The 24,565-nt window shown below is 62.6% G+C and carries 19 protein-coding genes; 6 read left to right on the top strand and 13 right to left on the bottom strand.

Features of this window, described 5'->3' with window-relative positions; translation table 11 throughout:
* The first annotated feature begins 315 nt into the window (after positions 1–315).
* Entirely contained in the window at positions 316–1,872 is a 1,557-nt protein-coding gene (locus tag P3T16_RS17135; RefSeq protein ID WP_429343164.1) for an acetate kinase, read from the top strand.
* 41 nt (positions 1,873–1,913) lie between these two features.
* On the opposite strand, the gene P3T16_RS17130 is transcribed toward P3T16_RS17135, so the two are convergent.
* The 6 genes from P3T16_RS17130 to P3T16_RS17105 form a co-directional block, all read right to left on the bottom strand.
* Positions 1,914–3,602, bottom strand: a complete 1,689-nt coding sequence (locus P3T16_RS17130) for a hypothetical protein (protein ID WP_429343163.1) — start codon at positions 3,600–3,602, stop codon at positions 1,914–1,916.
* Between the two features lie 62 nt (positions 3,603–3,664).
* Positions 3,665–4,351, bottom strand: coding sequence for a C39 family peptidase (locus tag P3T16_RS17125; RefSeq protein ID WP_429258364.1), 687 nt, complete (start codon positions 4,349–4,351; stop codon positions 3,665–3,667).
* 3 nt (positions 4,352–4,354) lie between these two features.
* On the bottom strand, positions 4,355–4,834 hold the full coding sequence (locus P3T16_RS17120; protein ID WP_429343162.1) for a hypothetical protein: 480 nt from the start codon (positions 4,832–4,834) through the stop codon (positions 4,355–4,357).
* Between the two features lie 191 nt (positions 4,835–5,025).
* Entirely contained in the window at positions 5,026–6,309 is a 1,284-nt protein-coding gene (locus tag P3T16_RS17115; RefSeq protein ID WP_429343161.1) for a hypothetical protein, read from the bottom strand.
* A gap of 672 nt (positions 6,310–6,981) precedes the next feature.
* The gene (locus P3T16_RS17110) at positions 6,982–7,764 is read right to left on the bottom strand and encodes an alpha/beta fold hydrolase (RefSeq protein WP_429343160.1); all 783 of its coding nucleotides are present in this window, start codon (positions 7,762–7,764) and stop codon (positions 6,982–6,984) included.
* Positions 7,761–8,795 (bottom strand): M14 family zinc carboxypeptidase, encoded by a 1,035-nt coding sequence (locus P3T16_RS17105; RefSeq protein WP_429343159.1) that lies wholly within the window; start codon positions 8,793–8,795, stop codon positions 7,761–7,763. Before P3T16_RS17105 ends, P3T16_RS17110 begins: the two co-directional genes overlap by 4 nt.
* A 279-nt stretch (positions 8,796–9,074) precedes the next feature.
* Here P3T16_RS17105 and P3T16_RS17100 point away from each other — a divergent pair, with 279 nt between their 5' ends.
* Entirely contained in the window at positions 9,075–9,911 is an 837-nt protein-coding gene (locus P3T16_RS17100) for an EamA family transporter (protein WP_429343158.1), read from the top strand.
* A 68-nt stretch (positions 9,912–9,979) separates the two neighbouring features.
* Here P3T16_RS17100 and P3T16_RS17095 read toward each other — a convergent pair whose 3' ends face one another.
* On the bottom strand, positions 9,980–11,500 hold the full coding sequence (locus tag P3T16_RS17095; RefSeq protein ID WP_429343157.1) for a PLP-dependent aminotransferase family protein: 1,521 nt from the start codon (positions 11,498–11,500) through the stop codon (positions 9,980–9,982).
* A 131-nt stretch (positions 11,501–11,631) separates the two neighbouring features.
* Here P3T16_RS17095 and P3T16_RS17090 point away from each other — a divergent pair, with 131 nt between their 5' ends.
* Together P3T16_RS17090 and P3T16_RS17085 are read left to right on the top strand one after the other, a co-directional pair.
* Positions 11,632–12,930 carry a 4-aminobutyrate--2-oxoglutarate transaminase gene (locus P3T16_RS17090; RefSeq protein ID WP_429258371.1) on the top strand — a complete coding sequence of 433 codons (1,299 nt, stop codon included), beginning with the start codon at positions 11,632–11,634 and terminating at the stop codon, positions 12,928–12,930.
* Positions 12,931–12,966: 36 nt separating this feature from the next.
* Positions 12,967–14,436: an NAD-dependent succinate-semialdehyde dehydrogenase gene (locus P3T16_RS17085; RefSeq protein WP_429343156.1), complete on the top strand. Its 1,470-nt coding sequence runs from the start codon at positions 12,967–12,969 to the stop codon at positions 14,434–14,436.
* A gap of 59 nt (positions 14,437–14,495) precedes the next feature.
* On the opposite strand, the gene lipA is transcribed toward P3T16_RS17085, so the two are convergent.
* From lipA to P3T16_RS17060, 5 genes are all read right to left on the bottom strand, one after another.
* Complete coding sequence (gene lipA, locus P3T16_RS17080) at positions 14,496–15,473, bottom strand: lipoyl synthase (protein ID WP_429343155.1); 978 nt, start codon at positions 15,471–15,473, stop codon at positions 14,496–14,498.
* 2 nt (positions 15,474–15,475) lie between these two features.
* Entirely contained in the window at positions 15,476–16,588 is a 1,113-nt protein-coding gene (locus P3T16_RS17075) for an acetoin dehydrogenase dihydrolipoyllysine-residue acetyltransferase subunit (protein WP_429343154.1), read from the bottom strand.
* 3 nt (positions 16,589–16,591) lie between these two features.
* A complete protein-coding gene (locus P3T16_RS17070; RefSeq protein WP_429258375.1) occupies positions 16,592–17,596 on the bottom strand; it encodes an alpha-ketoacid dehydrogenase subunit beta in 1,005 nt (334 codons plus the stop codon).
* A gap of 106 nt (positions 17,597–17,702) precedes the next feature.
* Positions 17,703–18,686, bottom strand: a complete 984-nt coding sequence (locus tag P3T16_RS17065) for a thiamine pyrophosphate-dependent dehydrogenase E1 component subunit alpha (RefSeq protein WP_429343153.1) — start codon at positions 18,684–18,686, stop codon at positions 17,703–17,705.
* An 80-nt stretch (positions 18,687–18,766) separates the two neighbouring features.
* The gene (locus P3T16_RS17060; RefSeq protein WP_429343152.1) at positions 18,767–19,825 is read right to left on the bottom strand and encodes an ATP-NAD kinase family protein; all 1,059 of its coding nucleotides are present in this window, start codon (positions 19,823–19,825) and stop codon (positions 18,767–18,769) included.
* A 429-nt stretch (positions 19,826–20,254) separates the two neighbouring features.
* Between P3T16_RS17060 and P3T16_RS17055 the strand changes: the two genes are divergently transcribed.
* Entirely contained in the window at positions 20,255–22,183 is a 1,929-nt protein-coding gene (locus P3T16_RS17055; protein ID WP_429343151.1) for a sigma-54-dependent Fis family transcriptional regulator, read from the top strand.
* An 11-nt stretch (positions 22,184–22,194) separates the two neighbouring features.
* On the opposite strand, the gene P3T16_RS17050 is transcribed toward P3T16_RS17055, so the two are convergent.
* Entirely contained in the window at positions 22,195–23,127 is a 933-nt protein-coding gene (locus tag P3T16_RS17050) for a helix-turn-helix transcriptional regulator (RefSeq protein ID WP_429343192.1), read from the bottom strand.
* A gap of 159 nt (positions 23,128–23,286) precedes the next feature.
* On the opposite strand from P3T16_RS17050, the gene P3T16_RS17045 reads away from it, so the two are divergent.
* On the top strand, positions 23,287–24,564 hold the full coding sequence (locus tag P3T16_RS17045; protein ID WP_429343150.1) for an APC family permease: 1,278 nt from the start codon (positions 23,287–23,289) through the stop codon (positions 24,562–24,564).
* The last annotated feature ends 1 nt before the right edge of the window (position 24,565 follow it).

Genomic DNA, 24,565 nt, shown 5'->3' with positions numbered 1-24,565 from the left:
CATCGTTGTGTTGTTTATCGCGCATCTCAGGGTTCGCCGCATTAGCGCGATGAGCACGCCTGCGCTAGTCTTTTATGGTCCAGTCGGGCAGTCGTTTTGGGGACGAAAAAATAATCGTTTGATTGCGAAGTACGGCCTTTCTGCCGATACATTCGCGCGCGTGGCCAGGCGCTCATCGATGTCGTGCGATCGCACGCTTCACGGGATCCTGTCCACGCCCAGCGCCGAAAGACCCGCTCTTTCCAGTCTATGGCTCTGGCCTGTTGTCGAACCGGGGTGAACCTGTTGCAAGCCAAGTCATGGAGTGACAGCACCATGAAGCGCATGCCATTTCGACACATCAGTACCATTAGCTATGCGGCGATTATCCTCTTCAATGCAGAGGCGGCCGCGCAGTCGCTCGAGGATCAGGCAGCGCAGGCAGCGCGGGCATTGCCAGCTCCGCCTGCATCGCCTGCTACGTCCGCTTCGCCCGCTTCGCCCGTATCGCCCGTATCGCCCGTATCGCCCGTATCGCCCGCATTGCCCGCTGCGTCCGCACCGCCCGCTGCGCCCGCATCGCCCGCCGACGTCGCCGCATTGCGCGAGGAACTCAATCAGCGCATCAAGGAAATCGATATCCTGAAGCGCAAGCTCGCTGACGAAGAGGCCGGCCTCACGCGGCTGAGCCGGGCACTGGACGCGGGCAAGCTCGAAACCCAGCGCGGTACCGGTGGAACCGATGCCAACGGACTGCCAGTCGGTACGGCAGCGACAGGCGACGCGGCTGTAACAGGCGGTGCAGCAGCGACAGGCGGTGCGACTGCAGCGGCGCAAGCCGTGACTGCAGATCAGGCAGCAGCGGCCGACCAGGCGCAGTCCGGCAACGCCGCGCCCGCACAGAACCAGCCGGTAGGTCAGGCGCCCGTGGTGGACTCGCGCCCGCCTGCCGTCGCACCGATCTTCGACCAGCCTGGCGTGCTTACGCCACGCCATGTGCTCGTGGTCGAACCGTACTTCCAGTTTGCGTATTCGTCGGCGAATCAGCTCTCGCTCGTCGGGTACACGATCATCCCTGCGTTGCTGATCGGGCTCATCAACGTGAGCGAAGTAAAGACGACCACGCTGATAGGCGGCGTAGCCATGCGCTACGGGATCACGAACCGGCTGGAATTTGAGGTCCGCGTCCCGTACGTATATCAGACCAACGATACCGTCGCCCGCCAGATCTTCACCGGTGCGGCGGCGAACAGCGTGATCAACAGCAATGGCAATGGCATCGGCGATGTCGAAATGACGATGCGCTATCAGTTCAATGAGGGCGGCCCCGACAAGTTCTACTATGTCGGCTGGCTGCGCTTCAAGACCGCGACCGGTAAGAGTCCGTTCGACGTGGTGACCGACTGCGTCACGCGGTGCATCGCCAATACGACCGGAACCGGCCTGCCGCTGCAGCAGCCGACCGGCTCCGGTTTCCTCGCGATCCAGCCGGGTCTCACCTGGCTTTTCCCGACCGATCCGGTCGTGTTCTTCGGCAACTTCAGCTACCTGCACAGCTTCGGAAAAGACGAGAGTCTCACGCTGATAAACGGTGTGCAGGAGTCCCTCGGCAAGGTTCAGCCGGGCGACATCTGGGGATTCAACATCGGGATGGGCCTTGCGCTGAACGAGAAGGCGTCGGTCAGCATCGGCTATGACATGTCCATCGTGCAACCAACCAGCCAGAACGGTCAGACCGTGACCGGCTCGGTGCGAACCATTCTCGGCACATTGCTGATTGGCTATTCATACCGCCTGACGCCGAAAACCACGCTCAACTTCTCGATCGGCGCCGGTCTGACGCGTGACACGCCAGACGTAACCCTCACGATGCGCGTGCCGATTGCCTTCTGAACGGTCTTCTGGTCCCGAAACCCGCCACCCGCCCGATCTGTCTAGCGGGGACGCACGGCGCTGATGAGCGCGCTGTTCAGCGTCGCGCCGATGTTCATTGACTTGAACGCGGAAAGCGAATTGACGCTCGTATTGATCGTCGTGAGCGCCTGAATCTGCTGGTTGCTCATCGTGTTCTGGATGACTGCTCCGGTCACGCCTGGCAACGCGCCGGGCTGCACGGTATTGTTCAGCCCGTTCTGGACCAGCGCCCCGGTATTGGCATTCGCAAGCATCTGTGCCTGCTGCGGGGTCATCTGGGCGATGTTCGGAATGTTGAAGCTCGTCGACGAGACAAGATTGCCGTTGACGAATGCAGCCCGCGAAATGCCGAACGACACCACCAGACCGGACGGCAGCTCGAAGCCGCCACGCATGCTGTCCAGACGGGACTCGTCGACCGCAACCAGATCGGCAGAAGCCCAGGCCGGATCCGCTTCATCGCGCTTTTGCGCTGCATGTGGCGTGGCCGTCTTGCCGCCGGCTGTCGCTTCGAGCACCTGGCCCGTGCCTGCCAGCGGCGCGTGTTGCGCCGACTGGACGGGCGCGTCCATCTTGACCTTCAGGTTCAGCGCTGCACGATCGAGCAGTCCGCCACTTGATGCCGGCGCAGCAGCGACTTCCGTTGGGCGCGCAACGTTTTGTACGGCGTGTGCCGGCGCTGGCATGGCAATCATTGCCGGCGCGATCGTCAGGTCTGCCGTACGCGTAACTTGAGGCGAGGCGTGAGATGCCGCAGGCGCGACGTCCTTTGCCGGCGCAACCGTCCTGCCTGGCTCGGGCGTGACGACGCTGAGTGTGACACCCGCCGTCACGGGCGCGGGTTCTATCGTTGACACCGCAGGCACATGCGCCGCATGCACGAGATCCGACGATGGTGTACTGTCCGCGGATACAGCTTGCCGTGCCGACCTAGCCGGCGCCTCAGGTACATATGCGGAATCCGGGACAGCGCTCATCACCGGGACCACAACCTTCACCGAGACAGTCGGCGCACGCGCGGTAACCGGGACGGCATTCGTCGTCGGGACACCGTTCTGTGCAGATACCGCCGGCAGTTCCTGTACTTGTACTTGCCCGGAGTCAGGCACGGCAGCCGCCACCGGAGCAACATCCTGTGCCGACACAGCTGGCACGTCCTGTACATACGCGGAATCCGGCACATCGTTCATCTGCGGAGCAACAGCCTGCGTCGACACAGCCGGCACTTCCGGTACATACGCGGAATCCGGCATATCACCCGTCACCCGGGCAACGTCCTGCTCCTGCATCGACACAGCCTGCACTTCCGGTACACGCGTGGAATCCGGTACATCGCTCATCGCCAGAGCGACATCCTGCGTCGACGTCGACACAGCGGGTACTTCTGGCACACGCGAGGAATCCGAAACGGCACTTGTCACCGGGGCTACGTCCAGTGTCGACAGGACCACTGTACGCGCTGCATAGACAACCTCAGGCGCAGTACCTTCCTGCGCAACCGGTGCTGCACTCGACACCGGAGCACCACTTGCGTCCTGCGCCTGCGCCCCATCTCGCGCATCGTCCGGCGTCACTGACGCAGTATCCTGCACTACGTCATCGGTCATATGCAAAGCGGCATCCAGCGCCGGATCGCGCATCGGTACAATCCGTCCGGTCGCGACGCCCGGCGATTCGCTGCCTGCTGCGTTGGCACCCAGAGACGACATGGCACCGCATACCATCGTTACGATGGTGGCGAGCTTTAGATGTTCGGGTCTCATCATCGCTCTCAGAATTCACCTGGGCCGAGTTTCGGAATCACCACACTGAACAGACCTTCGCGCGGAATGCCCGTATAGAGCGGTGCATCCGGCGCAACATGCCAGTCACTTGCATCGTTGAACTTCGCCTGTTCATGCCGGTTGTGAATCACGAACAGCACGCGGTCCTGCCACTTCTCCTCGAAACTCTCCCGCGACATGGCGCGCGTGCCGGTAGCCGGATCGCCGACCAGGACCCGCCCGTTCCGTACGCCCTTGACGACGACGAAGTGGTGATAGCCGTGTTCGATGATCAGCACGATCGCAGGCGTTTGGGTCTGCTCGAGCTTGTCCAGCGGAACCTCATAGCCATCCGCCTCAAAGCCGCGCGCGACCAGAAAATTGCGGATGTCGAGCAGAGAGAACCCTTCCCTTCTAATCTTCTCCTGGTCGCCGCGCTCGAACATTTCCGTGAAGGCCTGCTGCTCGTTGACCGGAAAATCGTATTGATAGGTCAACAGCGTGGCCAACGCGGCCGAGCCGCAACTGAAGTCGAATTGCTGCCTGATGGTCCGCTTGTAGCGAGCTTCCTTCAGGCTCGTTACGTGCATCGCATAGTAGCCGCCAGAAGGATCGGCGATATTGATCGGATCGGCGAGCGCAGTCGACGCCCAAACCCCGCAGGCGAGCGCGACGCACACTGCGAAGGGTTTCATCGCTCATTCCCCGAAACGCACGTTCAGCACGGTCGCATTCTGGATCAGCACGTTAGCGCCGGTATTCTGGATCACTGACGACAATCCGTTTGCACCCGCGAACGATCCCTGCGTAATCGCGTTCGATCCTGTCGAGACCTTGTAGGCCGTGTTATCCGAGACGGAACCGTTCAAGGTGTTCTTGCCGACCTGGACATCTCCGCCCCGCCGCTCGGCGAGCTGGTCGTTACTCATTGCAACCCCGAAGCTCACGTCGCCCGACGGCTGTCCGGCCGTTATGGCTGTCGAAGGTGCCAGGGGTATCGCTGCGTCGACCGCCACGGCGGGTGACCCAGCTAAAGCGACAGGTGAAGCGACCGTCGCGCCGGTTTGCACCTGCGCGGGTGGCGATTGTGACTCAGCGGCAGCCGCCTGAACGATCAGGCCAGGCAGCGCAAACGCGAAAGGCAATACCAGCTGCGCAAACCGTTTTTGCGCTTGCATGGTTGTCTCCTTGGCCTCTGCCCCGGTTCACGGAGCCGGTGCAGAAAGCTCGATACCTGCGGTCTTCGCCACGCGATGTTGCGACCGTTCCGGGCGCCTCGTCCGCATGACGACGGAGCGATTGCCGTAAGGCGCAACTGCACGCCTTACGGCAAACCGCACGACTTACTGCTTCAAGCTGGCCGTTCTGTCTAGTGTCCGACAGTCAGGTTAGCCTGCACCGTGACAGCCTGCTGCACAAACGATGCGGCACCGCTGTTCTGGTTGGCAACGAAGATGCCCGCTGCAGCCGCGCCGGTGCTCGTCATGTTGTTGGACATGTCGAACGTACCTGCACTGACGCTGATGGCTCCGCCTGCACCGCCGGCCGCACCTGCACCACCGGTACCAGCACCGCCATTACCTGCCGTGGCCGTCGCTGCGCCACCTGCGGCACCTGCTCCACCGGCGCCGCCAGTGCCAGCACCACCATTACCAGCCGTCGACGTTACCGTACCGCCAGCACCTGCCGTCGATGCCGCTGCACCGCCCGAACCTCCCGTCGACGTTGCCGCGCCGCCAGCACCTGCCGTGGCCGTGCCTGCTGCACCCGTGCCAGTACCTGCGCCACCCGTGCCGCTGCCTGCGCCGCCTGTGCCGGAACCTGACCCTGCGGTAGCCGTTGCCGCACCTGCTGTGGCTGCGCCGCCCGTACCCGTACCCGTGCCCGTACCGGTGCCCGTGCCCGTGCCCGTGCCAGACGTTGCCGTCGCCGTGCCGCCACCGCCGCCAGCCTTGGCCTTGGCCGAGCCTGCGTCGCCCGAACCATAGCCGAGGCCCTTGCCGTAGCCAGAACCGTCGCCGCCTACGCCAACCGATGCGGACAGTGCGCCGCCGCCTTTGCCGGTAGCATCGCCGCCGGATCCTTTAGCGTTTCCGCCAGATCCTGTGCCGTCACCACCTGCTGCATAGGCACTGCCGCCCTTGCCAGCATCAGCAGAGGACTTCCCACCGTTACCGCCATCGGCTGAGGACTTGCCGCCGTTGGCGCCCGCGGCCCGGGCGTTGCCACCGTCGCCGCCCACGCCCTTCGCGCCGCTACCGCCGTTGCCGCCGTCGCCGCCGGCTGCCAGCGCACTGCCGCCCTTGGCGCCGATGCCCTTGCCGCCGCTACCGCCTTTACCGCCACTCGCGTCGCCCCAGTTACCCGCCGTATTGCCGATACCATAGACGGCTACCTTGCTCACGTAGCCTGACAGGTTGCTGGCCGCGACTACCTTGGTGGAATTCCAGGAGTCCTGTGCCACCTTGCCGCTTATTTCATTCGCGTTGCTTCCAGTCGTAGCGGTCTGGGTCGAAGTTGCGGCTGCGGAGATGCTGTCCGTGCCATTGCCCTCGTTTTGACACGCTTTATCGCCACTACATGGATTTGCCATCGCGTACCCACTGAAGCCCAAAGCAAGGGCCGCAGCGGTCGCCATTAAAGTCTTGCGCATGGAATCCTCCTGATGTTGATTCGGGGGTGGTCGGCTTGGCGAAGTTCACCAATCCGCGGACCCTAGACGCATAGGGGATGCCATGCGCGTAAGTAATTGAAAACAAAGAGGAAGAAATATTTTCCATAATACGGAATAATTTTCCTCGGGTTTTCACCTACTTTTTATGTTACGGAATTGAAACGCATGTCGCGAGCCACCAGGCGTGCCTCGCTTTTGTGCAATCGCACAATTCTTTATTTTTCAAATACTTACGATGTATTTTTGGTGTAAAGCAACGAAAACAAAAAACGTTTCTCTTCTGTCGGGCGAAATCGGCTTACCGTGATTCGCTCCAGCCCCAGGCGTCCCATATTTTGAGGCGCGCGCCTTATCTGGCTTGGTTTCGAGCGATCACTCCCGCTCTGTAAAGCGTCATGACGGGGGGACGGAGCCGAAGGCAAAACGTATCTTTTGGCGTTAAAAAGTATTGAGCGGGCTTCTTAAATGACCTCGAGTCACTCATTTGCGGGACGGGTAAACCCGTCTGCATCACACGAATGAAATGCGGTTTGGTTCGCACTGCAACATAGTTTTTCGCATCCGCTTAGGTGACCCGTAAATGGTCACAAAAGATCGCCAATGTGAAGACTTCGTGACGCTTGCGTGACAGGTTGAAAAGCGTGCATCCGGTCATTCAGCGGTGGTGGAACGCGCATGATCGGATGGGTTCGCGAGCCACGCAGAAGCGCTTTCACAGACCCATGCCGGATCGTCATGCGGCAGATCGTGACCGGCCCATTGATGCTGAAGATGGCGCGCATGCCAGGCGCTCGCGAGTTGCGCTGAGCACACGGGATTCACGAGGTGGTCATTCTCAGACGAAAGGATCAGCACGGGGCACGACGGGACTGTGGAACCCGCATTGAATTGCGCTGCAGCAAAAAGCTGGCGCAATGCGTTCATCCTGCTTACCGGCGCGCTTTCGCGAATCGCGCGCCACGCGGTCAGATCATCGGCGAAGTTGCGACGGTTACTGCAGGTCAGCGAGTGAATAAGTGATTCCGCTTCATCCGACCGGCGCCAGTTCAACGCAACCCGCAACAGGTCCGGCCAAGCTTCCGGACGCAGCCGTTCACGCGCGCCACTGAACGGACGCATGCTTGTATTGATCAGGACAATTCGTTCGATATCCTTCGGATGTCGCTGCGCCCACGATGTCGCCACCATACCGCCGAGCGACATTGCAAGCAGACGGTACGGACCCGGCACGCCGCTTTGCAGTGCTGCAAGACGCGCAAAACCCACCATGTCCGCAACGTCCAGCGGCGCGCGCAACCCTGCGTAAGCACCGTTGCCCGGCAGATCGAGCGCAAGCACATCGTCCGCATCGGTTGCTGCGCGCAGCAGTTCCGGCAGCGGCCCCCAGTGACGCGACTCGCGTGTCAATCCACGTAGCAGGATCCACGAGCTCATGTGCCACCCTTCCCGTACCAGTGACTGATTGCCTCCTGCTGCAACTGCTGTCGACGATTACCTTGCGGCAGCCAGCGTTGCGACGAGAACGCGGCGCGCGTCAGGAACTCGAGCAGGTTCGCGTGCCGGCGCAACACGCGTGCGGTGCGATGCGCCTTCACGGGATTGAACATGCCCTGCCGCGAAAACAGTTGCAACGGATTTTTCTTGATCCATAGCCACGAGCCAAGCTCAAGTGTCATCGGTAACATGACGTTCGGCGCAGGCGTGCGATCGTATGCGCAATCCCACAGGTCGCCGTGCAGCAGGTATTGATGGCTTTGCGGCTCGAACGTGTAGCCATGATGGGGATGCGCGCGCTCGAACATCGTCTTGAGCGCGAACATTTCCGGCAGATGCTGCATCAGCTTACGCGTGCGTGCATACGGAAACCAGATGCTGTCGCCCCAACCATAGCCCGAATGGCAATCGAGCGCGAAGCTGAGGGGACGCGTCGCGAGCTGGCTTTCGACGACCTGCAAAAGCGCCATCGCTTCCGGTTCCATCGGCGCGCCGCGACTGCCGCGATACCACGGCAACCACGCGCCGAGACGCTGGCCGCCCGCGAGAAACGGCACCCGTTCGTCGGCATCCTGCGGCGCGTTGCGCATCAGGTCGACACCGTTCGGATTGGCCCGCGTCGCGGCCCACATGCCGCCGGGATTGATGATCGGCATGAAGATCAGGCGAATGGACTGCAGTTGCCGTACGAGCAGTTCATCCCACTCGAGCCGGCCAAGCAGCGCGCGCATATAGTCGAGCACGAGTTGCGTGCCGATGCGCTCGAGGCCGTGAATGCCGCCGAAGAAACCGATGGCCGGTGCCTGCGGATCGGTCGAGCCGATGCTGGCCGTGTGCACCGCGAACACGCGTCCACGCACGCGCGTTTCGCAGACCGTGTTGATTTCGAAGCTCGCACTGCCGTCATCGAGGATCGACTTGAGGTCCTCGTATTCCGCAAAGCTGTCGGCCAGGAAGCTGAGTGGTTGCATGGCGACGCCAGATTACATTCGAACGTTATTGGGGACGGCACGCGCTGATCCGCCAATATATCGCGTCTGCGGGCAATGCAGCATGACAACGTGCGTTTCAGCGCGACGTGTCATGCCGGCGTCACAGCACGGTTCGTGCCTTTGCTGGCAACGGCTTCCGCTTTCGCCTGATGAAAGATTCTGATAGAAAGGCATGTTCGCCGGCCTGCCCGCCGCGGATACCCTCTTTGAACAATCACATGCTCGCGGTGAACGCCGCCTTCTTCGTCCAGGTTCCTGATGGAAACGTTCGTCGTGTTGCTGGTTTTGATATCCGCGTTATTGCACGCGACCTGGAACGCGTTTCTGCATCTCTCTGAAGACCGCATCTGGCTGCTCGGCATGATGGCGATTCCATACGTGATCGTCAGCGCGATCGGCGTCTGCCTGCTGCCGTTGCCGGCGCCCGGCGCGTGGCCCTACATCATCGCTTCAGTCGTACTCGAATCCGGTTATTGCCTTGCGTTGATCCGCGCCTATCGCAGCGGCGACTTCGGCCAGATCTATCCAATCGCCCGCGGCCTGTCGCCGATGCTGGTCTTTGTCGGTGCGCTCGTGTTCGCACACGAAGCGCTCAAGCCGCTGGCCGCGATCGGCGTCGCGCTCGTATCGCTTGGCATCGTCTCGCTCGCGTTTCGCCGCAACATGCGTTTTTCCGGCGAGAGCGTGCCGTTCGCGCTGCTGACCGGCTTCTTTATCGCGACGTATTCGGTCGTCGACGGCATCGGCGCGCGCGTGGCGGGGAACGGGCTCAGCTACATCATGTGGGTCTATCTGATCTGGAACGTGCCGCAGTTTCTGCTGGTCTGGAAATGGCGCGGTGGCGCGAAAGGCCTCTTCATCGGTCGTGAAAAGGTCTTCAAGGGCGTGCTCTCCGGTGCGATTGCGCTGACTGCGTACTGCTTCATCATCGAAGCGTACCGTTATCTGCCGATCGCGATGGTTTCCGCGCTGCGCGAGCTCAGTTCGATTTTCGCCGTGTTGATCGGCTGGCTCGTGATGCGCGAAAAGCTCACGACGCGACGCATCGTTGCGTGTCTGCTCGTCACGCTCGGCGCGGTGCTGATCCGGATTTAAGGGCGTACCGGCGAGGGCGTACCGGCGAGGGCTTACCGCCGTGCGCCTGCAGGCCCGCGCGCCGGAAGCTACACGAACTGCACGAGTGTCGAATCGATCGCGTCGGCGAGCGTATCGAACGCGGGCGCGATCTCTTCGTCAGGCACGCACGCGTAACCGATCAGAAGGCCGGAAGGCGCGCTCGCCGGCTCGGCGTAATACCCGGACAACGGCCGCACGATGATGTTGCGTTCCAGCGCCGCCTTTGCCACCGCGCGATCGTCGGCGTCTTCGGGCAACTGCATCACGAGATGCAAACCCGCGTCGCCGCCGACAGCGGGGAATTCCTCGCCATAACGTCGCGAAGCGGCGTCGAGCAATGCCTGACGGCGCTGCCCGTACAGCGTGCGCATCCTGCGGATATGCGACGTAAAATGCCCTTCAGCGATGAATTCAGCCAGCATCGCCTGCTGCAGCAGCTGGCCTTCGCGGTACAGCTCCGCGCTCGCCGTCGCGAAACTCTCGGCCAGCGCTTCCGGAACGACCAGATAACCGATGCGCAGCCCAGGAAACAGCGTCTTGCCGAAGCTGCCGACGTAAATCACCTGCCCTGCCGTATCGAGTCCCTGAAGCGACGCAAGCGGCCGGCTGCCGTAGCGAAACTCGCTGTCGTAGTCGTCTTCGATGATCCAGCATTGGTGCTGGCGCGCATATTCGAGCAGCATCCGGCGCCGCGCGAGACTCATCACCATCCCAAGCGGATACTGATGCGACGGCGTGACGAGCATCAGCTTCGGCGGCTGCGCGAGATCGTCGGGAGACGGGTTGATGCCCTCTTCGTCGACCGCGATCGGGCGCGATTGCAGACCCGAAACGTGCAACACGCTGCGCACGCCCCAGTAGCAGGGATCCTCCGTCCAGATCACGTCGCCCGGGTCGGAAAGCAGACGCACCGCCAGGTCTACCGACTGATGAATGCCGGTCGTGATCACGATCTGCTCCGGCGTGCAGCGCACGGAGCGCGACGTCCGCAGATAGTCGGCCAGAGCATGACGCAGCAACGGCAAGCCGCCGCCAGGCGCATACGTCAGCAGGTCGGGCCGCAGCCGGCGCCAGTACTTGTTATGCAAACGGCTCCAGACGCGCGCCGGAAAACGGGTCACGTCCGGCACGCCCGGCATGAACGCGCCCCACTGGCGCTTCGACACGCCCGCGCCCGACACGAGCCGGGCACCTCGCGTAGATAAAGCCCGCGCGGCGGGCAGCGGCATGGGATCAGAAGACGGCGTGGCCGGCGCAGCGTCCGGCGCCGTGACTTCGGGCGCGCCGACGATCTCGTCAGGCGCGCTATCCGCGACAAACGTGCCGCGCCCGGTCGCCGACGTCACATACCCCTCGAGCGCGAGCTGCTCATACACCTGCGTCACCGTATTGCGCGCGATGCCGAGTTCCGCAGCCAGCAGGCGCGACGACGGCACCTTGGTGCCAGCCGGCAGTTCCCGCGACAGGATCGCCTGCTGGAGCAGCCGGTGCAGTTGCCGGTAGACCGGCTGACCGTTGCCACGGTCGAGCCGCTGGGCCAGCCAGTCGGATAGAACGCTCGCACGCATGATTGGCTCCTGTATTTTTATTGAAATGGCTCTGAAGTTTAGAGCCAAACCTGATTATAGTCACAGCATGCGATGCAAAGGGGCGGCGCCCGCCGTTTTCCACCTGTTCCCGATAACCGGATGTGAAGGAGATGACCATGGCCGACAACAAAAACGCAGGACTTCAGGCCCGCAAGGACGCCGCTACGCCGCGCGGCGTAGGTGTGATGTGCGATTTCTACGCTGAGCGCGCCGAAAACGCCGAGCTGTGGGATATCGAAGGCCGCCGCTTCATCGACTTTGCCGCTGGCATCGCCGTCACGAACACGGGCCATCGTCATCCGAAGATCGTTGCGGCGATCCGCGAGCAGCTTGAACATTTCACGCACACCGCGTATCAGATCGTGCCGTACGCGTCGTACGTCGAGCTCGCCGAAAAGATCAACGCCCGCGCGCCTGGTGATTACCCGAAGAAAACCGCATTCTTTACGACCGGTGCGGAAGCCGTCGAAAACGCCATCAAGATTGCGCGTGCGGCGACCGGCCGTCCGGGCGTCATCGCGTTCACGGGTGGCTTTCATGGCCGCACGCTGATGGGCATGGCGCTGACCGGCAAGGTCGCGCCGTACAAGATCGGCTTCGGACCGTTCCCGTCGGACGTCTTCCACGCACCGTTCCCGAATCCGCTGCACGGAGTCACAACCGCTGATTCGCTGCGGGCTATCGAGCATCTGTTCAAGGCCGATATCGATCCGAAGCGCGTCGCGGCGATTATTTTCGAACCGGTGCAGGGCGAAGGCGGCTTCTATGCCGCGCCGGCTGAGTTCGTGCGCGCGTTGCGCAAGCTGTGCACGCAGCACGGCATCCTGCTGATCGCCGACGAAGTGCAAACCGGCTTCGCACGTACCGGCAAGCTGTTCGCGATGCATCACCACGACGTCGTGCCCGATCTGATGACGATCGCGAAGAGCCTCGCTGGCGGCATGCCGCTGTCGGGTGTGGTCGGTCGCGCCGACATCATGGACGCGCCTGCGCCGGGCGGTCTGGGTGGCACGTATGCAGGCAATCCGCTGGCACTCGCCGCAGCGCACGCCGTGCTCGACATCATCGATGAAGAAAATCTGTGCGACCGCGCCACTGTGCTGGGCGATCGCCTGAAGGCAAAGCTCATCGCGCTGCAAGGTGAAGTACCGCAGATCGCCGATGTGCGCGGTCCCGGCGGCATGGTCGCGGTCGAGTTCTTCAAGGCCGGCACGCGTGAGCCGGATGCCGATTTCGCGAAGCGCGTGCAGACGCGCGCGCTCGAACGCGGTTTGCTGCTGCTCACGTGCGGCGTGTATTCGAACGTGATCCGCTTCCTGTTCCCGCTCACGATTCAGGACGCCGTGTTCGACGAAGCACTGGCGATTCTCGAAGGCGTGTTGAAGGAAACGGTCGGCATTGCCGCGTAATCCGCGATTTTCCCAGACAGGCACGGGCAAAAACACATGACGAACAAGGCATTTGAAAACCTGAAGGATCCGACGCTGCTGCGCACGGAAGCCTTCATCGCAGGCAGCTGGCAACAGGCGGATGACGATAGGACGTTCGACGTCGTCAACCCGGCGACGGGCGAGCGCATCGCAAAAGTGCCGCACATGGGCGCGCAGGAAACACGTCGCGCGATCGAGGCGGCGAATACGGCGTGGCCCGCATGGCGCGCGAAAACGGGCAAGGAGCGCGCTGCCATTCTGCGCAAGTGGTACGAGTTGATGCTTGCGAACGCCGACGATCTCGCGCTGATCCTGACCACCGAGCAAGGCAAGCCGCTTGCCGAAGCCAAAGGCGAGATCGCTTACGCGGCTTCGTTCCTCGAATGGTTCGGCGAAGAAGCGAAGCGCATCAACGGCGACACGATTCCGACGCCGGCGGCCGACAAACGCATCGTCGTGACGAAGGAACCGATCGGCGTGTGCGCCGCGATCACGCCGTGGAATTTCCCGGCTGCGATGATCACGCGTAAGGTTGGCCCGGCGCTCGCCGCCGGCTGTCCGATCATCGTGAAGCCGGCCGAAGCCACGCCGCTGTCGGCCTTCGCGCTTGCCGTGCTCGCGGAACGCGCTGGCGTCCCTGCGGGCATCTTCAGCGTGCTGACGGGTGATCCGAAAGCCATCGGCGCCGAGATGACCGGCAACCCGATCGTGCGCAAGCTCTCGTTCACGGGTTCGACACCGGTTGGGCGTCTGTTGATGGCGCAGTGCGCGCCGACGGTGAAGAAGGTCTCGCTCGAACTCGGCGGCAACGCGCCGTTCATCGTGTTCGGCGATGCCGATCTCGATGCGGCTGTTGCGGGCGCGATCGCGTCGAAGTATCGCAACAGCGGGCAGACGTGCGTGTGCACGAATCGCTTCTACGTTCATGACCGCGTTTATGACGCGTTCGCGGCGAAACTGCGCGATGCGGTTGCCGGCCTGAAGGTCGGCATCGGCACCGACGCAGGCGTGACGCAGGGACCGCTGATCAACGAAGCGGCCGTGCTCAAGGTCGAGTCGCATATCGAAGATGCGCTCGCTAAAGGCGCACGCATCGTCACTGGCGGCAAACGGCACGCGCTGGGTCATGGCTTCTTCGAACCGACGATTCTCGCCGACGTCACACCCGCGATGAAAGTCGCGCGCGACGAAACGTTCGGTCCGCTGGCACCGCTGTTCCGTTTTTCATCAGACGAAGAAGTGATCCGCCTTGCGAACGACACCGAGTTCGGTCTTGCGGCGTATTTCTTCAGCCGCGATATCGGCCGCGTGTGGCGCGTCGCTGAAGCGCTCGAATACGGCATGGTCGGTATCAACACCGGACTGATTTCGAACGAAGTCGCGCCGTTCGGTGGCGTCAAGCAGTCGGGGCTGGGGCGTGAAGGCTCGCACTACGGCGTCGACGATTACGTCGTCATCAAGTACATGTGTATTGGCGACATTTAAGTCAGGCGTTGAAGTTGAACCGCGCATGCATGACACACATGCATGCGCGGTTTAAACGCTCATTCACCCAGGCCGGAAACCTGGTCGGCGTGATACGACGATCGTACCAGCGGCCCTGCGACTACCTCGCGAAATCCCAGCTTCATGCCCGCCTCGCGCAATACATCGAACGTGTCCGGCGGCATATAGCGTCGCACGGGCATATGAAACCGCGACGGCGCAAGATACTGCCCGATCGTCAGAATATCGACGCCATGCGCGCGAATATCCTGCATGGTGCGCAGCAGTTCGTCATCGGTTTCGCCGAGACCGACCATCAATCCGGACTTCGTGATCACAGACGGATTCGCCCGTTTCACACGCGCCAGCAGTTCGAGCGATCCATCATAATCCGCGCCCGCGCGTGCTGCGCGATACAACGACGGCACAGTTTCGATGTTGTGGTTGAACACATCCGGCCATACCGCTTCGAACGCGGCCAGTGCCCGATCGATTCGCCCGCGAAAATCCGGCGTCAGCACTTCAACGCGGATTCCCGGCATGCGCTCACGAATCAGCGTAATGCAGCGCGCGAAATGTGCCGCACCGCCATCGCGCAGATCGTCACGATCCACCGAAGTAACCACGACGTAGCGCAAGCCAAGCGCCGCAACGACATCGGCAAGACGCTCAGGCTCGTTCGGATCGAGCGCCTCGGGCCGCCCATGTGCCACGTCACAGAACGCACAGCGACGCGTACAGATCCCTCCCATGATCATGAACGTTGCCGTGCGCTGCGCGAAACACTCGCCGATGTTCGGGCACATCGCCTCCTCGCACACCGAATGCAGACGATGCTCGCGCAAGACCTCCGCCATACTCGCGACGGTTTCGCTCATCATCGGCTTTGCGTGCAGCCATGGGGGCTTCTGCAAGGCCCCGTTCTCACCTTCGGTGACGGGCACGATCTTCACGGGGATGCGGGCCAGCTTCTCGCGGCTACGCAACCCGTGTTGACCGAGCGCCGTCGTGCTCTGATTCGGGAGCGCGGCGCTCATCGTCATGACCCGAAGAAGTCGTTGAGCAGGCGGTTCACTTCCGAGGCGGCTTCCATCTGCACCATATGCCCCTTCCCCGCGATGATGTGGACGTGCGTGGTCGCGGGCAACCCTTCTGCGTGACGCGCAGGAATGATCTGATCTTCGCTGCCCCAGATCACGAGCGTACGCGGCGCAAGTTTCTCCAGCTGGTCGCGATAGTTCCGTTGTTGCACGCCGCCTTCGAACGCCGACGCCGAAATCTTCTGCAGCGCATCGCCGACACCCTCAAGCCGCTTGTACTTGACGATATCTTCCACGAGCTGGCGCGTGACCAGCGATCCGTCCGCGAACAGCTTCGTCAGATGTGGCTTCAGCGTGTTGCGGCTGTTGCCCGCAGCAAAGCCTTCGATGTATTCGCGGTTGATCTCTTCACCGAGTCCCGCACCGCTTATCAACGCAAGCGAAGCGACGCGCTGTGGCGCGCGCGCCGCGACGGTCATGGCGATGAGTGCGCCCATCGAATGTCCGACGAGATGCGCCCGCTCGATATTACGATCGTCGAGAAATGCGATGACGCTATCGGCCAGTTCGTCTGCGCTGCCGGTGTCGATCGTCTTGCCCGACTCGCCGTGACCCGGCAGATCGAGCGCCCACACCGTGCGATGTGCGGCGAGATCCGCGTGATTGAAGAGCCAGTTGTTCAGATCGCCACCAAAGCCGTGAATCAGCACCACGGGCGTGCCACCGTCGCCAAGCTTCAAGTAACGCACCGTACGTCCGTCGATTTGCGCTTTCTCCGGCTGCGGACCCGATTCGCTGTCCGCGGCCGTCGGTGGTACGAAGTCGCGCTGGAACGCTTCGACTGCGGCATCGATGTCGCTGTCGGGCGTTTCCACGTCGGCTACGACGCCAAGCAGCGCGCCGATCGGCAGCGTTTCGCCTTCCTGCGCGACCTGACGGCGCAACGTGCCGTTGAACGCGCATTCCACGCCCGACGAAATCTTGTCGGTCTCCACGTCGAGCACTTCGTCGCCTTTACCGACCTTGTCGCCAACCGACTTCAACCAGCCGTTGACCTGTCCCTGCTCCATCGACAGGCCCCACTTGGGCATCGTAATCATGTGAATCGGCATTGCTCAGCTCCTTACTTTGCGCACAGCGGCGGCGATCTGGTCCGGCGAAGGGATATACATGTCTTCGAGCACGCCCGAAAACGGCACCGGCGTATGGGGTGCAGTCACGAGTTCGATCGGCGCCTTCAGTGAATGAAACGCACGCTCGGCAATGAGCGCGGAAATATCGGTCGCCATCGAGCAGCGCCGATTCGCTTCGTCCACGACGACCACGCGGCCTGTGCGTTCAGCGCTTTCGAGAATCGTGTCCTCATCCAGCGGCGACGTCGTGCGCAGATCGATCACGTCGACCTGGATGCCTTCTTTTGCGAGCTTTTCTGCGGCATCCGTTGCGTAATGCACCATGCGGCCGTAGGTCACGATGGTTGCGTCGTCACCTTCACGCACGACGTTCGCTTCGCCGAAAGGAATGGCATACGACTCTTCGGGTACATCGCCTTCACGGGTGTACAGCAGCTTGTGCTCGCAGAAAATGACCGGATCGTTATCGCGGATCGCCTGAATCAGCAGACCTTTCGCGTCGTACGGTGTCGACGGGCACACCACCTTGAGCCCAGGAATATGCGTGAACAGCGACGTCAACATCTGCGAATGCTGTGCCGCCGCGCGCAAACCCGCACCCTGCATCGCGCGTATAACAACGGGCGTGACCGCTTTGCCGCCGAACATGTAGCGGAATTTCGCGGCCTGATTGAAGATCTGGTCGAAGCACACGCCCATGAAATCGATAAACATCAGTTCGGCCACGGGCCGTAACCCGCACGCCGCCGCGCCCACGGCCGCGCCGATATAACCGCCCTCCGAAAGCGGCGTATCGAGCACGCGCCCCGGGTACTTGTGATACAGCCCTTTGGTGACGCCGAGTACGCCGCCCCACGCATCCTGTTCGCCGGGCGAGCCGGCGCCGCCGGCGTTGTCTTCGCCCATCACGATGACGCTGTCGTCGCGCGCCATCTCCTGGCTCAAGGCTTCATTGATCGCCTGAGAAAATGTGATCTTCCGTGCCATGTCTGTCTCCTGTCGACCAGCGTTGACGCTTTAGCGTCTTACTCTGGTCCCATGCAAGATGGTTGCTGATTCGATCGGGTTCGTCCCGCACTGCAACGCGACGGTGTTACGGATACGACACGTAGACGTCGGTCAGCAGATCTTCCGCCGTGGGCATCGGCGCGGCCTTAGCCTCGCTGACGGCTGCGTCGATCAGCGTCTTGACCTTGGCGTCGACGCCACGCAGGTCGTCTCGCGTCACCATTTCCGCACGCAGGACGCGCTCTTCGAAACGCTTGAGGCAATCCTTCTCGTCACGCAGCTTCTGCACTTCACCCGGTGCGCGATAAGTCTGCGCATCGCCTTCGAAATGCCCGAAATAGCGGGAGAATTTCACCTCGACCAGGGTCGGCCCGCCACCGCCACGTGCGCGTTCGATCGCTTCACCCAGCGCTTCGTGCACCGCGAAGAAATCGAAGCCATCCACAATCACGCCTGGCATGCCGAAGCCGCTCGCCCGATCGGCGATGTTGTCGGTGGCCACCGAATACGTCGATGACGTTGCTTCTGCATAGCCATTGTTTTCGGCAACGAAAATCACAGGCAGCCGCCACACCGAAGCGAGATTCATCGATTCGAAAATCACACCCTGATTCGACGCGCCGTCACCGAAGAAACACACGCCCACGCCGCCGGTCTTCTTCTGCTTCGCAGCAAGCGCCGCGCCGCACACGAGCGGCCCACCCGCGCCGACGATGCCGTTAGCGCCGAGCATGCCCTTCGACAGATCGGCGATATGCATCGAACCGCCTTTGCCGTGGCACACCCCCGTCCTGCGGCCATAAATCTCGGCCATCATGCCGCACACGTCGACGCCCTTCGCGATGCAATGACCGTGTCCGCGATGAGTTGTTGCAACGTAATCGGCATCGTTGAGATGCAGCATCGTGCCGACTGCCGACGCCTCTTCGCCGGCATACAGGTGCACGAAACCCGGGATTTCTCCTGTCGCGAACTCGACGTGCAGACGTTCCTCGAATTCGCGGATCGTGCGCATCATTCGATACGCCTCCAGCAGTTCGTCCTTGCCCAACTGTGCTGAAACAGACATGGTGCGTCTCCTTGATTGATTTCACTGCCTGCTGCAATGAGCGCCGGACGAATGCAACCTGCTTCGTCCGGCGCCGACTCCTACAAACCGTCCTGCACTGCCACTTCACGTATCAGTTGCCGCGACGCCGAATAACGCAGCACACGTTCGACGTCGACCGTCAGCGGCCCTCTCCAGTCAAGCGACACTTCGTAACGGTCACCGCGTTCCAGTTCGATCTCGCGTTCGCCATCGAACGCGAGCGTGCCGTGTTCAGTGTGAAGCGGCGTCCATGCACCCACTTCGAGGCGCTCGCAGGCGCGCATCGTCACCTGATCCACGCGTCCCGGCGCAATCGGCGCGAAGATCGGCACGCCCGATTCGCCGGCACGTGCAAAGGTCAGATGCAATCCGTGCGACGCGGCGCGATCGACCGGTGCCCACGCACCGCCAATCGACGACAGGCCGATGCCGTCCGGCGCGGCGAACGTCAGAAAGAGGGTTTCGATGTCCGCGGGTTCCGAGACCGCGCGTGCGCCGACAAAGCGCTGACGACTCACACAGACATCGACGAGCGCGATCTCTTCGCGTCCACGATTCGGACCTTCGACACAACGCACGAGAAGCCGCTTGTTACGCACCAGCGCGACGTCTGGCGGCACGGCACGCGATGCGACGAGTGCGCCAGCAAGACCCGCGACCGTCGCTTCACGCAGATCCGGAAACGCGTTGTTGGTGCCGGTTGAAAGCGTCAACAGCGGCACGTCGCCGCAATGCGCAGCGGCCGCACGATGCGTGCCGTCACCACCAAGCACCGCAATGAGGCCGACGCCTTCGCCAACCATATGTGCCACGCCAGCGTGCGTATCGGCAACGCTGTCCGTGAATGGCAACGCGAGAAATTCGACCTCGGGCCAGCGCTGGTGTGGGGCGATCGCTTTGTGCGTTTCGATCGCGCGTAGCAGGAGCGCCGAAACGCCCGTCTTGTCGCGCAGTGTGAGCACGCGTTCGACGCCGAGCGCACCGAGACCCGCAAGCAGACGCACGACCATGTTGGCCTTTTCTGCCGTCGGAAAGACGGACGCGTGCGTCGTGAGGCGCCGGATATCGCGGCCTGATGCAGGATTCGCAATCACGCCAACGGTGACGGGAAGTGACACGGGCTTGTCTCCTGTCCGCGTGTTCGCGGACCTGTTTTCCGGGAAACGCGATTTGCGCTTCGGTGCAGGGAGACTCTGCAAAGGGTGTGCCAATACGCAATCAGGAAGTGTGGATGCGAGGAAAAGCCCGTGTTTAAAGGGCTCTGCGCGATCAGGCGTGCTTCGCAGCCGTCATGCGGTCGCACACGCTGCAACGCGTGCTGCGCCTCGTCGTCTCATCAATGGAGAAGCACGCGTTCTCACGCAACATGAAAGCGGGCCCGCATGCCTTACAGGGCATACGATTGCCGCTGAACAAGACCGTCTCACAGTATGTTGAGACAAACGTCTCACGCATCTCCCGTGCTGCAGTGCAGTGTGATTGCGATTTCGAGTTGTGCTACAAGAACGTACCGGAACCCTCCAGCGCTGCTCGACGGGGAGTCGACCATGCCTTACGTTTCACAAACACAGCACGTCGATCGCGTGCGCGGCGCCATTGAAGGGCGTCTACCCGCGCCCGCTGGCTCGCCGCGCCTTGTCTCTTCATGGCAGCGCTCCTTCGAAACCTGGCAGCTCGATCCCGGCTCGGCCATCGGCCCGCGCGTCCTCACGTCTTCTGAACTACGCGAAATTCAGGGCAAGGAAGAAGCCTTCCTGCGCGCGTCCGGGCAATGTCTGTCGCGGCTGCATGACATGATTCGTGTCGCCGACTACTGCGTGATGCTGACCGACGCGCACGGCGTGACGATCGATTACCGGATCGATCGCGAGCGACGCAGTCATTTCAAGCATGCCGGCCTGTATATCGGCTCGTGCTGGTCCGAACGGGAGGAAGGCACCTGCGGCGTCGCCAATGTGCTGACGGATCTCGCGCCGATCACCGTGCACAAGACCGATCACTTTCGCGCCGCGTTCACCACGCTGACGTGTAGCGCCGCGCCGATTTTCGCGCCTGCTGGCGAACTGATCGGCGTGCTCGATGCGTCAGCGGTTCAGTCGCCCGATAACCGCGACAGCCAGCGGCTCGTGTTCCAGCTGGTACGTCAAAGCGCCGGTCTCATCGAAGACGGCTACTTCCTGAACCAGACCACGCAGCACTGGATTCTCTTCGGTCATCAAAGCCGCAACTTCGTCGAGGCGCAGCCGGAACTGCTGATCGCCTTCGACGAATGCGGCAACGTTGCGACGGCCAACCGCAAGGCGCGCGAGTGCATTCCTGGCCTCGACGCGCCGCGTCACATCGACGATATCTTCGATACCTCCGATATCCATCTCCACGACCTTGCACGCACCGGCGCGATCGTCGGGCTGCGCCTGCGTACGACGGGCGCGACGCTATACGCGCGCATCCGCGCACCGATGCGTCGTCCTGTGCGCATGGCGACGGCAGCGGCGCCGCGCGAATCGCAAGCGGAAAGTCATCTCGGCACGATGAGCCGTTTCCTGCATAGCGTCGATACACGTATCGCGCAGAACGCGCAGGTCGCGCTACGCATCGTCGGAAAGCATCTGCCGATCCTGATCCTCGGTGAAACCGGTGTCGGCAAGGAAGTCTTCGCGCGTGCGATTCACGATTCAGGCGCACGTTGTGCGCGGCCTTTCGTTGCGGTGAATTGCGCGGCGATTCCTGAATCGCTGATCGAAAGCGAACTGTTCGGCTATGCGCCCGGTGCATTCACCGGTGCACGCAGCCGCGGCGCGCGCGGCAAGATCGCGATGGCGAGTGGTGGCACGTTGTTCCTCGATGAAATCGGCGACATGCCGCTCAGTCTGCAGACGCGTCTGCTGCGCGTGCTGGCAGAAGGCGAAGTCGTGCCGCTGGGGGGTGATGTGCCGGTGCGCGTGGATATCGACGTCATCTGCGCGACGCACCGCAGCCTCACGGAGATGGTGGACGAAGGTGCGTTTCGCGAAGACCTGTTTTACCGTTTGAGCGGCGCGACGCTGACGATGCCGCCGCTACGCGAACGCGCGGACATTCGCGATGTAATCGAAGCGGTGTTTGACGAAGAAGCGCAAAGCGCTGGCCACGTGCTGACGCTCGACCCGCATCTTGCGGAACGGCTTGGCACGCTCGCGTGGCCAGGCAATATCCGGCAGTTACGCAACGTGCTGCGCTACGCGTGCGCGGTGTGCGATTCGTCGCGGGTCGAATTGCGGCACGTTTCGCCTGATATGGCCGCCCTCCTTTCACCCGATGCCAGACACGAACTGTCGCACGATGCTACGTCAGGCGACGAACGCGCACGCATTATCGAAGCGCTCACGCGACAGCACTGGCGACCCAACGCAGCCGCGCAGGCGTTAGGCATGTCGCGCGCGACGCTGTACCGGCGAATGACGAAGCTGAAGATCGTCGGGCCACACCGCAGCTAAAGCGAATCACGTCACGCCGCGTTGAGCGTCGCGACACGTTGCGCGAGCGTTCTCAGGCGCTCGCGCAGTTCGAGCGGCTCCAGCACCTGCACGTGCCCCGCGAGCGAAAGGAGCTGCTCGACGGCGTAATCGAAGCCTTCGACCGGCAGCGTAACGTCCTGCCAGCCGTCCTTGGCTATCGGTCCGAAAAGCGCCTGCTCTTCGGCCGCCGCGCCGAGGCGATGCAAGCGCGCCACACCTTCCGGTGACAGGCGCAGTGTCGCGACACCCGTCAGCAGACCTTTTTCGAACGCCGCGACGGCGGCCGACCATTCGGCACGCAGATCGAACGAAGCAGGATGCTCGAACGTCTCGTCGAGCACCGTGAGATGCGTGATGCTGGCGACCTTGTAGATGCGCATCTGGCGGCGCACGCGCGCGAGCACGTACCAGTCGCCCGCTTTCAGCACGAGGCCGAGCGGATCACGCGTGCGATGACCGCTGTTCTGCCAGCTCTCGTAGTGCATCGTGATACGTTTCTGTTCCCACACGGCGCTGGCCAGCACCGGCAGCAGCGGTGTTGGGGCAGGACGCCTGTACCAGCCAACCGCATCGATGTGCAGCCGGGAACCGATCCGCGATGCGTCCTGCGCGGCATCCGGCACGGCCGCAATCAGCTTCAATTGAGCAGCACGTAGCTGATCCATCAGGCCAAGATCCGACGCCGCGCCGCTCAAGCCGGCAATCGACAGGGTCTCGGCTTCGGCCCGGGTGATCCCGGTCAACCGCGTGCGATACCCATCGAGCAACGCGAATCCGCCGCCCGGCCCGCGATCCGCATACACCGGAATGCCTGCGGCGCTCAGTTGATCGATGTCGCGATACACCGTGCGAATCGATATTTCGAATTCTTCGGCGAGCGCCTGCGCTGTCACGCGGCCTTTCACCTGCAATAGCAGCAACATCGACACCAGCCGGCTCGTTCGCACATTCGACCTCGCGCTCTCTCTGTCTGTTGCATCCGATATCCTGACATGGTTTGTCAGCTATTGACGATTATAACGATAGAGACAGGCGGCCCGACCCACGGAGCATCACGCCGTTACTTCAAAGGATCGTTACGCATGAGTTCAACTTCCGCAGTTGAAACGGGAACCAGAAACGGCCATCTGACCGTCATGCAAGGCGCGGCGCTGTACGTCGGCGCTGTGCTGGGCACAGGCGTCATCGCGCTTCCCGCGCTCGCTGCACAGGCTGCCGGGCCTGCTTCGCTGCTCGCGTGGCTCGGACTCGTGCTGCTGTCGGTGCCACTCGCCGCGACCTTCGCCGCACTTGGCGCGCGATTTCCGGACGCGGGCGGCGTGTCCACTTATGTACGCAATGCGTTTGGGCCTCGTGCGGCGGCCGTCGTCGGCTGGTGCTTCTATTTCGCGGTGCCAGCCGGATCGCCCGCTGCAGCGATGTTTGGCGGCGCCTACGCGGCGGCGGCGTTCGGCGGCGGACAGGAAACCGTCATCGCCACTGCGGCCGCCCTCACGCTCATCGTGACTGCGGCCAATCTCTTCGGTCTGCAGGTGTCCGGTCGTCTGCAGCTCGTTCTCGCAGCATTGCTCGTCGCGCTGCTGTTGACAGCGGTGGCCGCGTCGGTGCCGCATGCGCACGCGGCCAACCTGCATCCTTTCGCGCCGCATGGCTGGTTCGCCATCGCGCCTGCCGCCGCGCTGCTTGTATGGAGTTTCGCGGGCTGGGAAGCGATCACGCATCTCGCAGGCGAATTCCGCCATCCACGGCGCGATCTGGCACTCGCGGCGGGCATCGCGGTAGTCGTCATCGGCGTGCTGTATATGGGCATCGCGACGGCGGGCATCCTGGTGCTCGGACCCGCCGCCGGCACTTCGAGCGCGCCGCTTGCGGAACTGCTCGCGCTCGGCATCGGCGGCAAGGTTCAGGTGCTCGCCGCTGCTGCGGCATTGCTGCTGACGCTTGGCACCATGAACGCCTATTACGCGGGCGCAGCCAAGCTCGGCGCTGCATTGGGGCGTGACGGCGCGCTACCTGTGTGGCTCGCGCACGGCAGTCGCGCGGGCGATGTGCCGCGTCGCAGTCTTGCGGTTATCGCGGGCCTGTCCGCGCTTGCACTGGCTGTCGTAGCGATGGTGGGCGTCGGCCCCCGGCCCCTCGTGCTGCTGACCACCGGTTCGTTCGTCACTGTGTATGCGCTCGGGACCGCCGCTGCGTTGCGGCTCCTTCCACGCGGAAGCTGGGCACATCGCTGCGCATTCATCGCGCTGGTTGCGGTCGCGGCGCTATTCGTCGCAACGGGATGGTATCTGCTGTGGCCGCTTGCGATAACAGGCTTTGCGCTCCTGTACCTGCGGGCGCAGGAACGTCCCCGCAACTGAA

It is taken from the genome of Paraburkholderia sp. GAS42 (assembly GCF_050436565.1).
Taxonomy (GTDB): Bacteria; Pseudomonadota; Gammaproteobacteria; order Burkholderiales; family Burkholderiaceae; genus Paraburkholderia.
The sequence above is the reverse complement of the archived record's forward strand: the minus strand, read 5'-3'. Positions and strand labels throughout refer to the sequence as shown.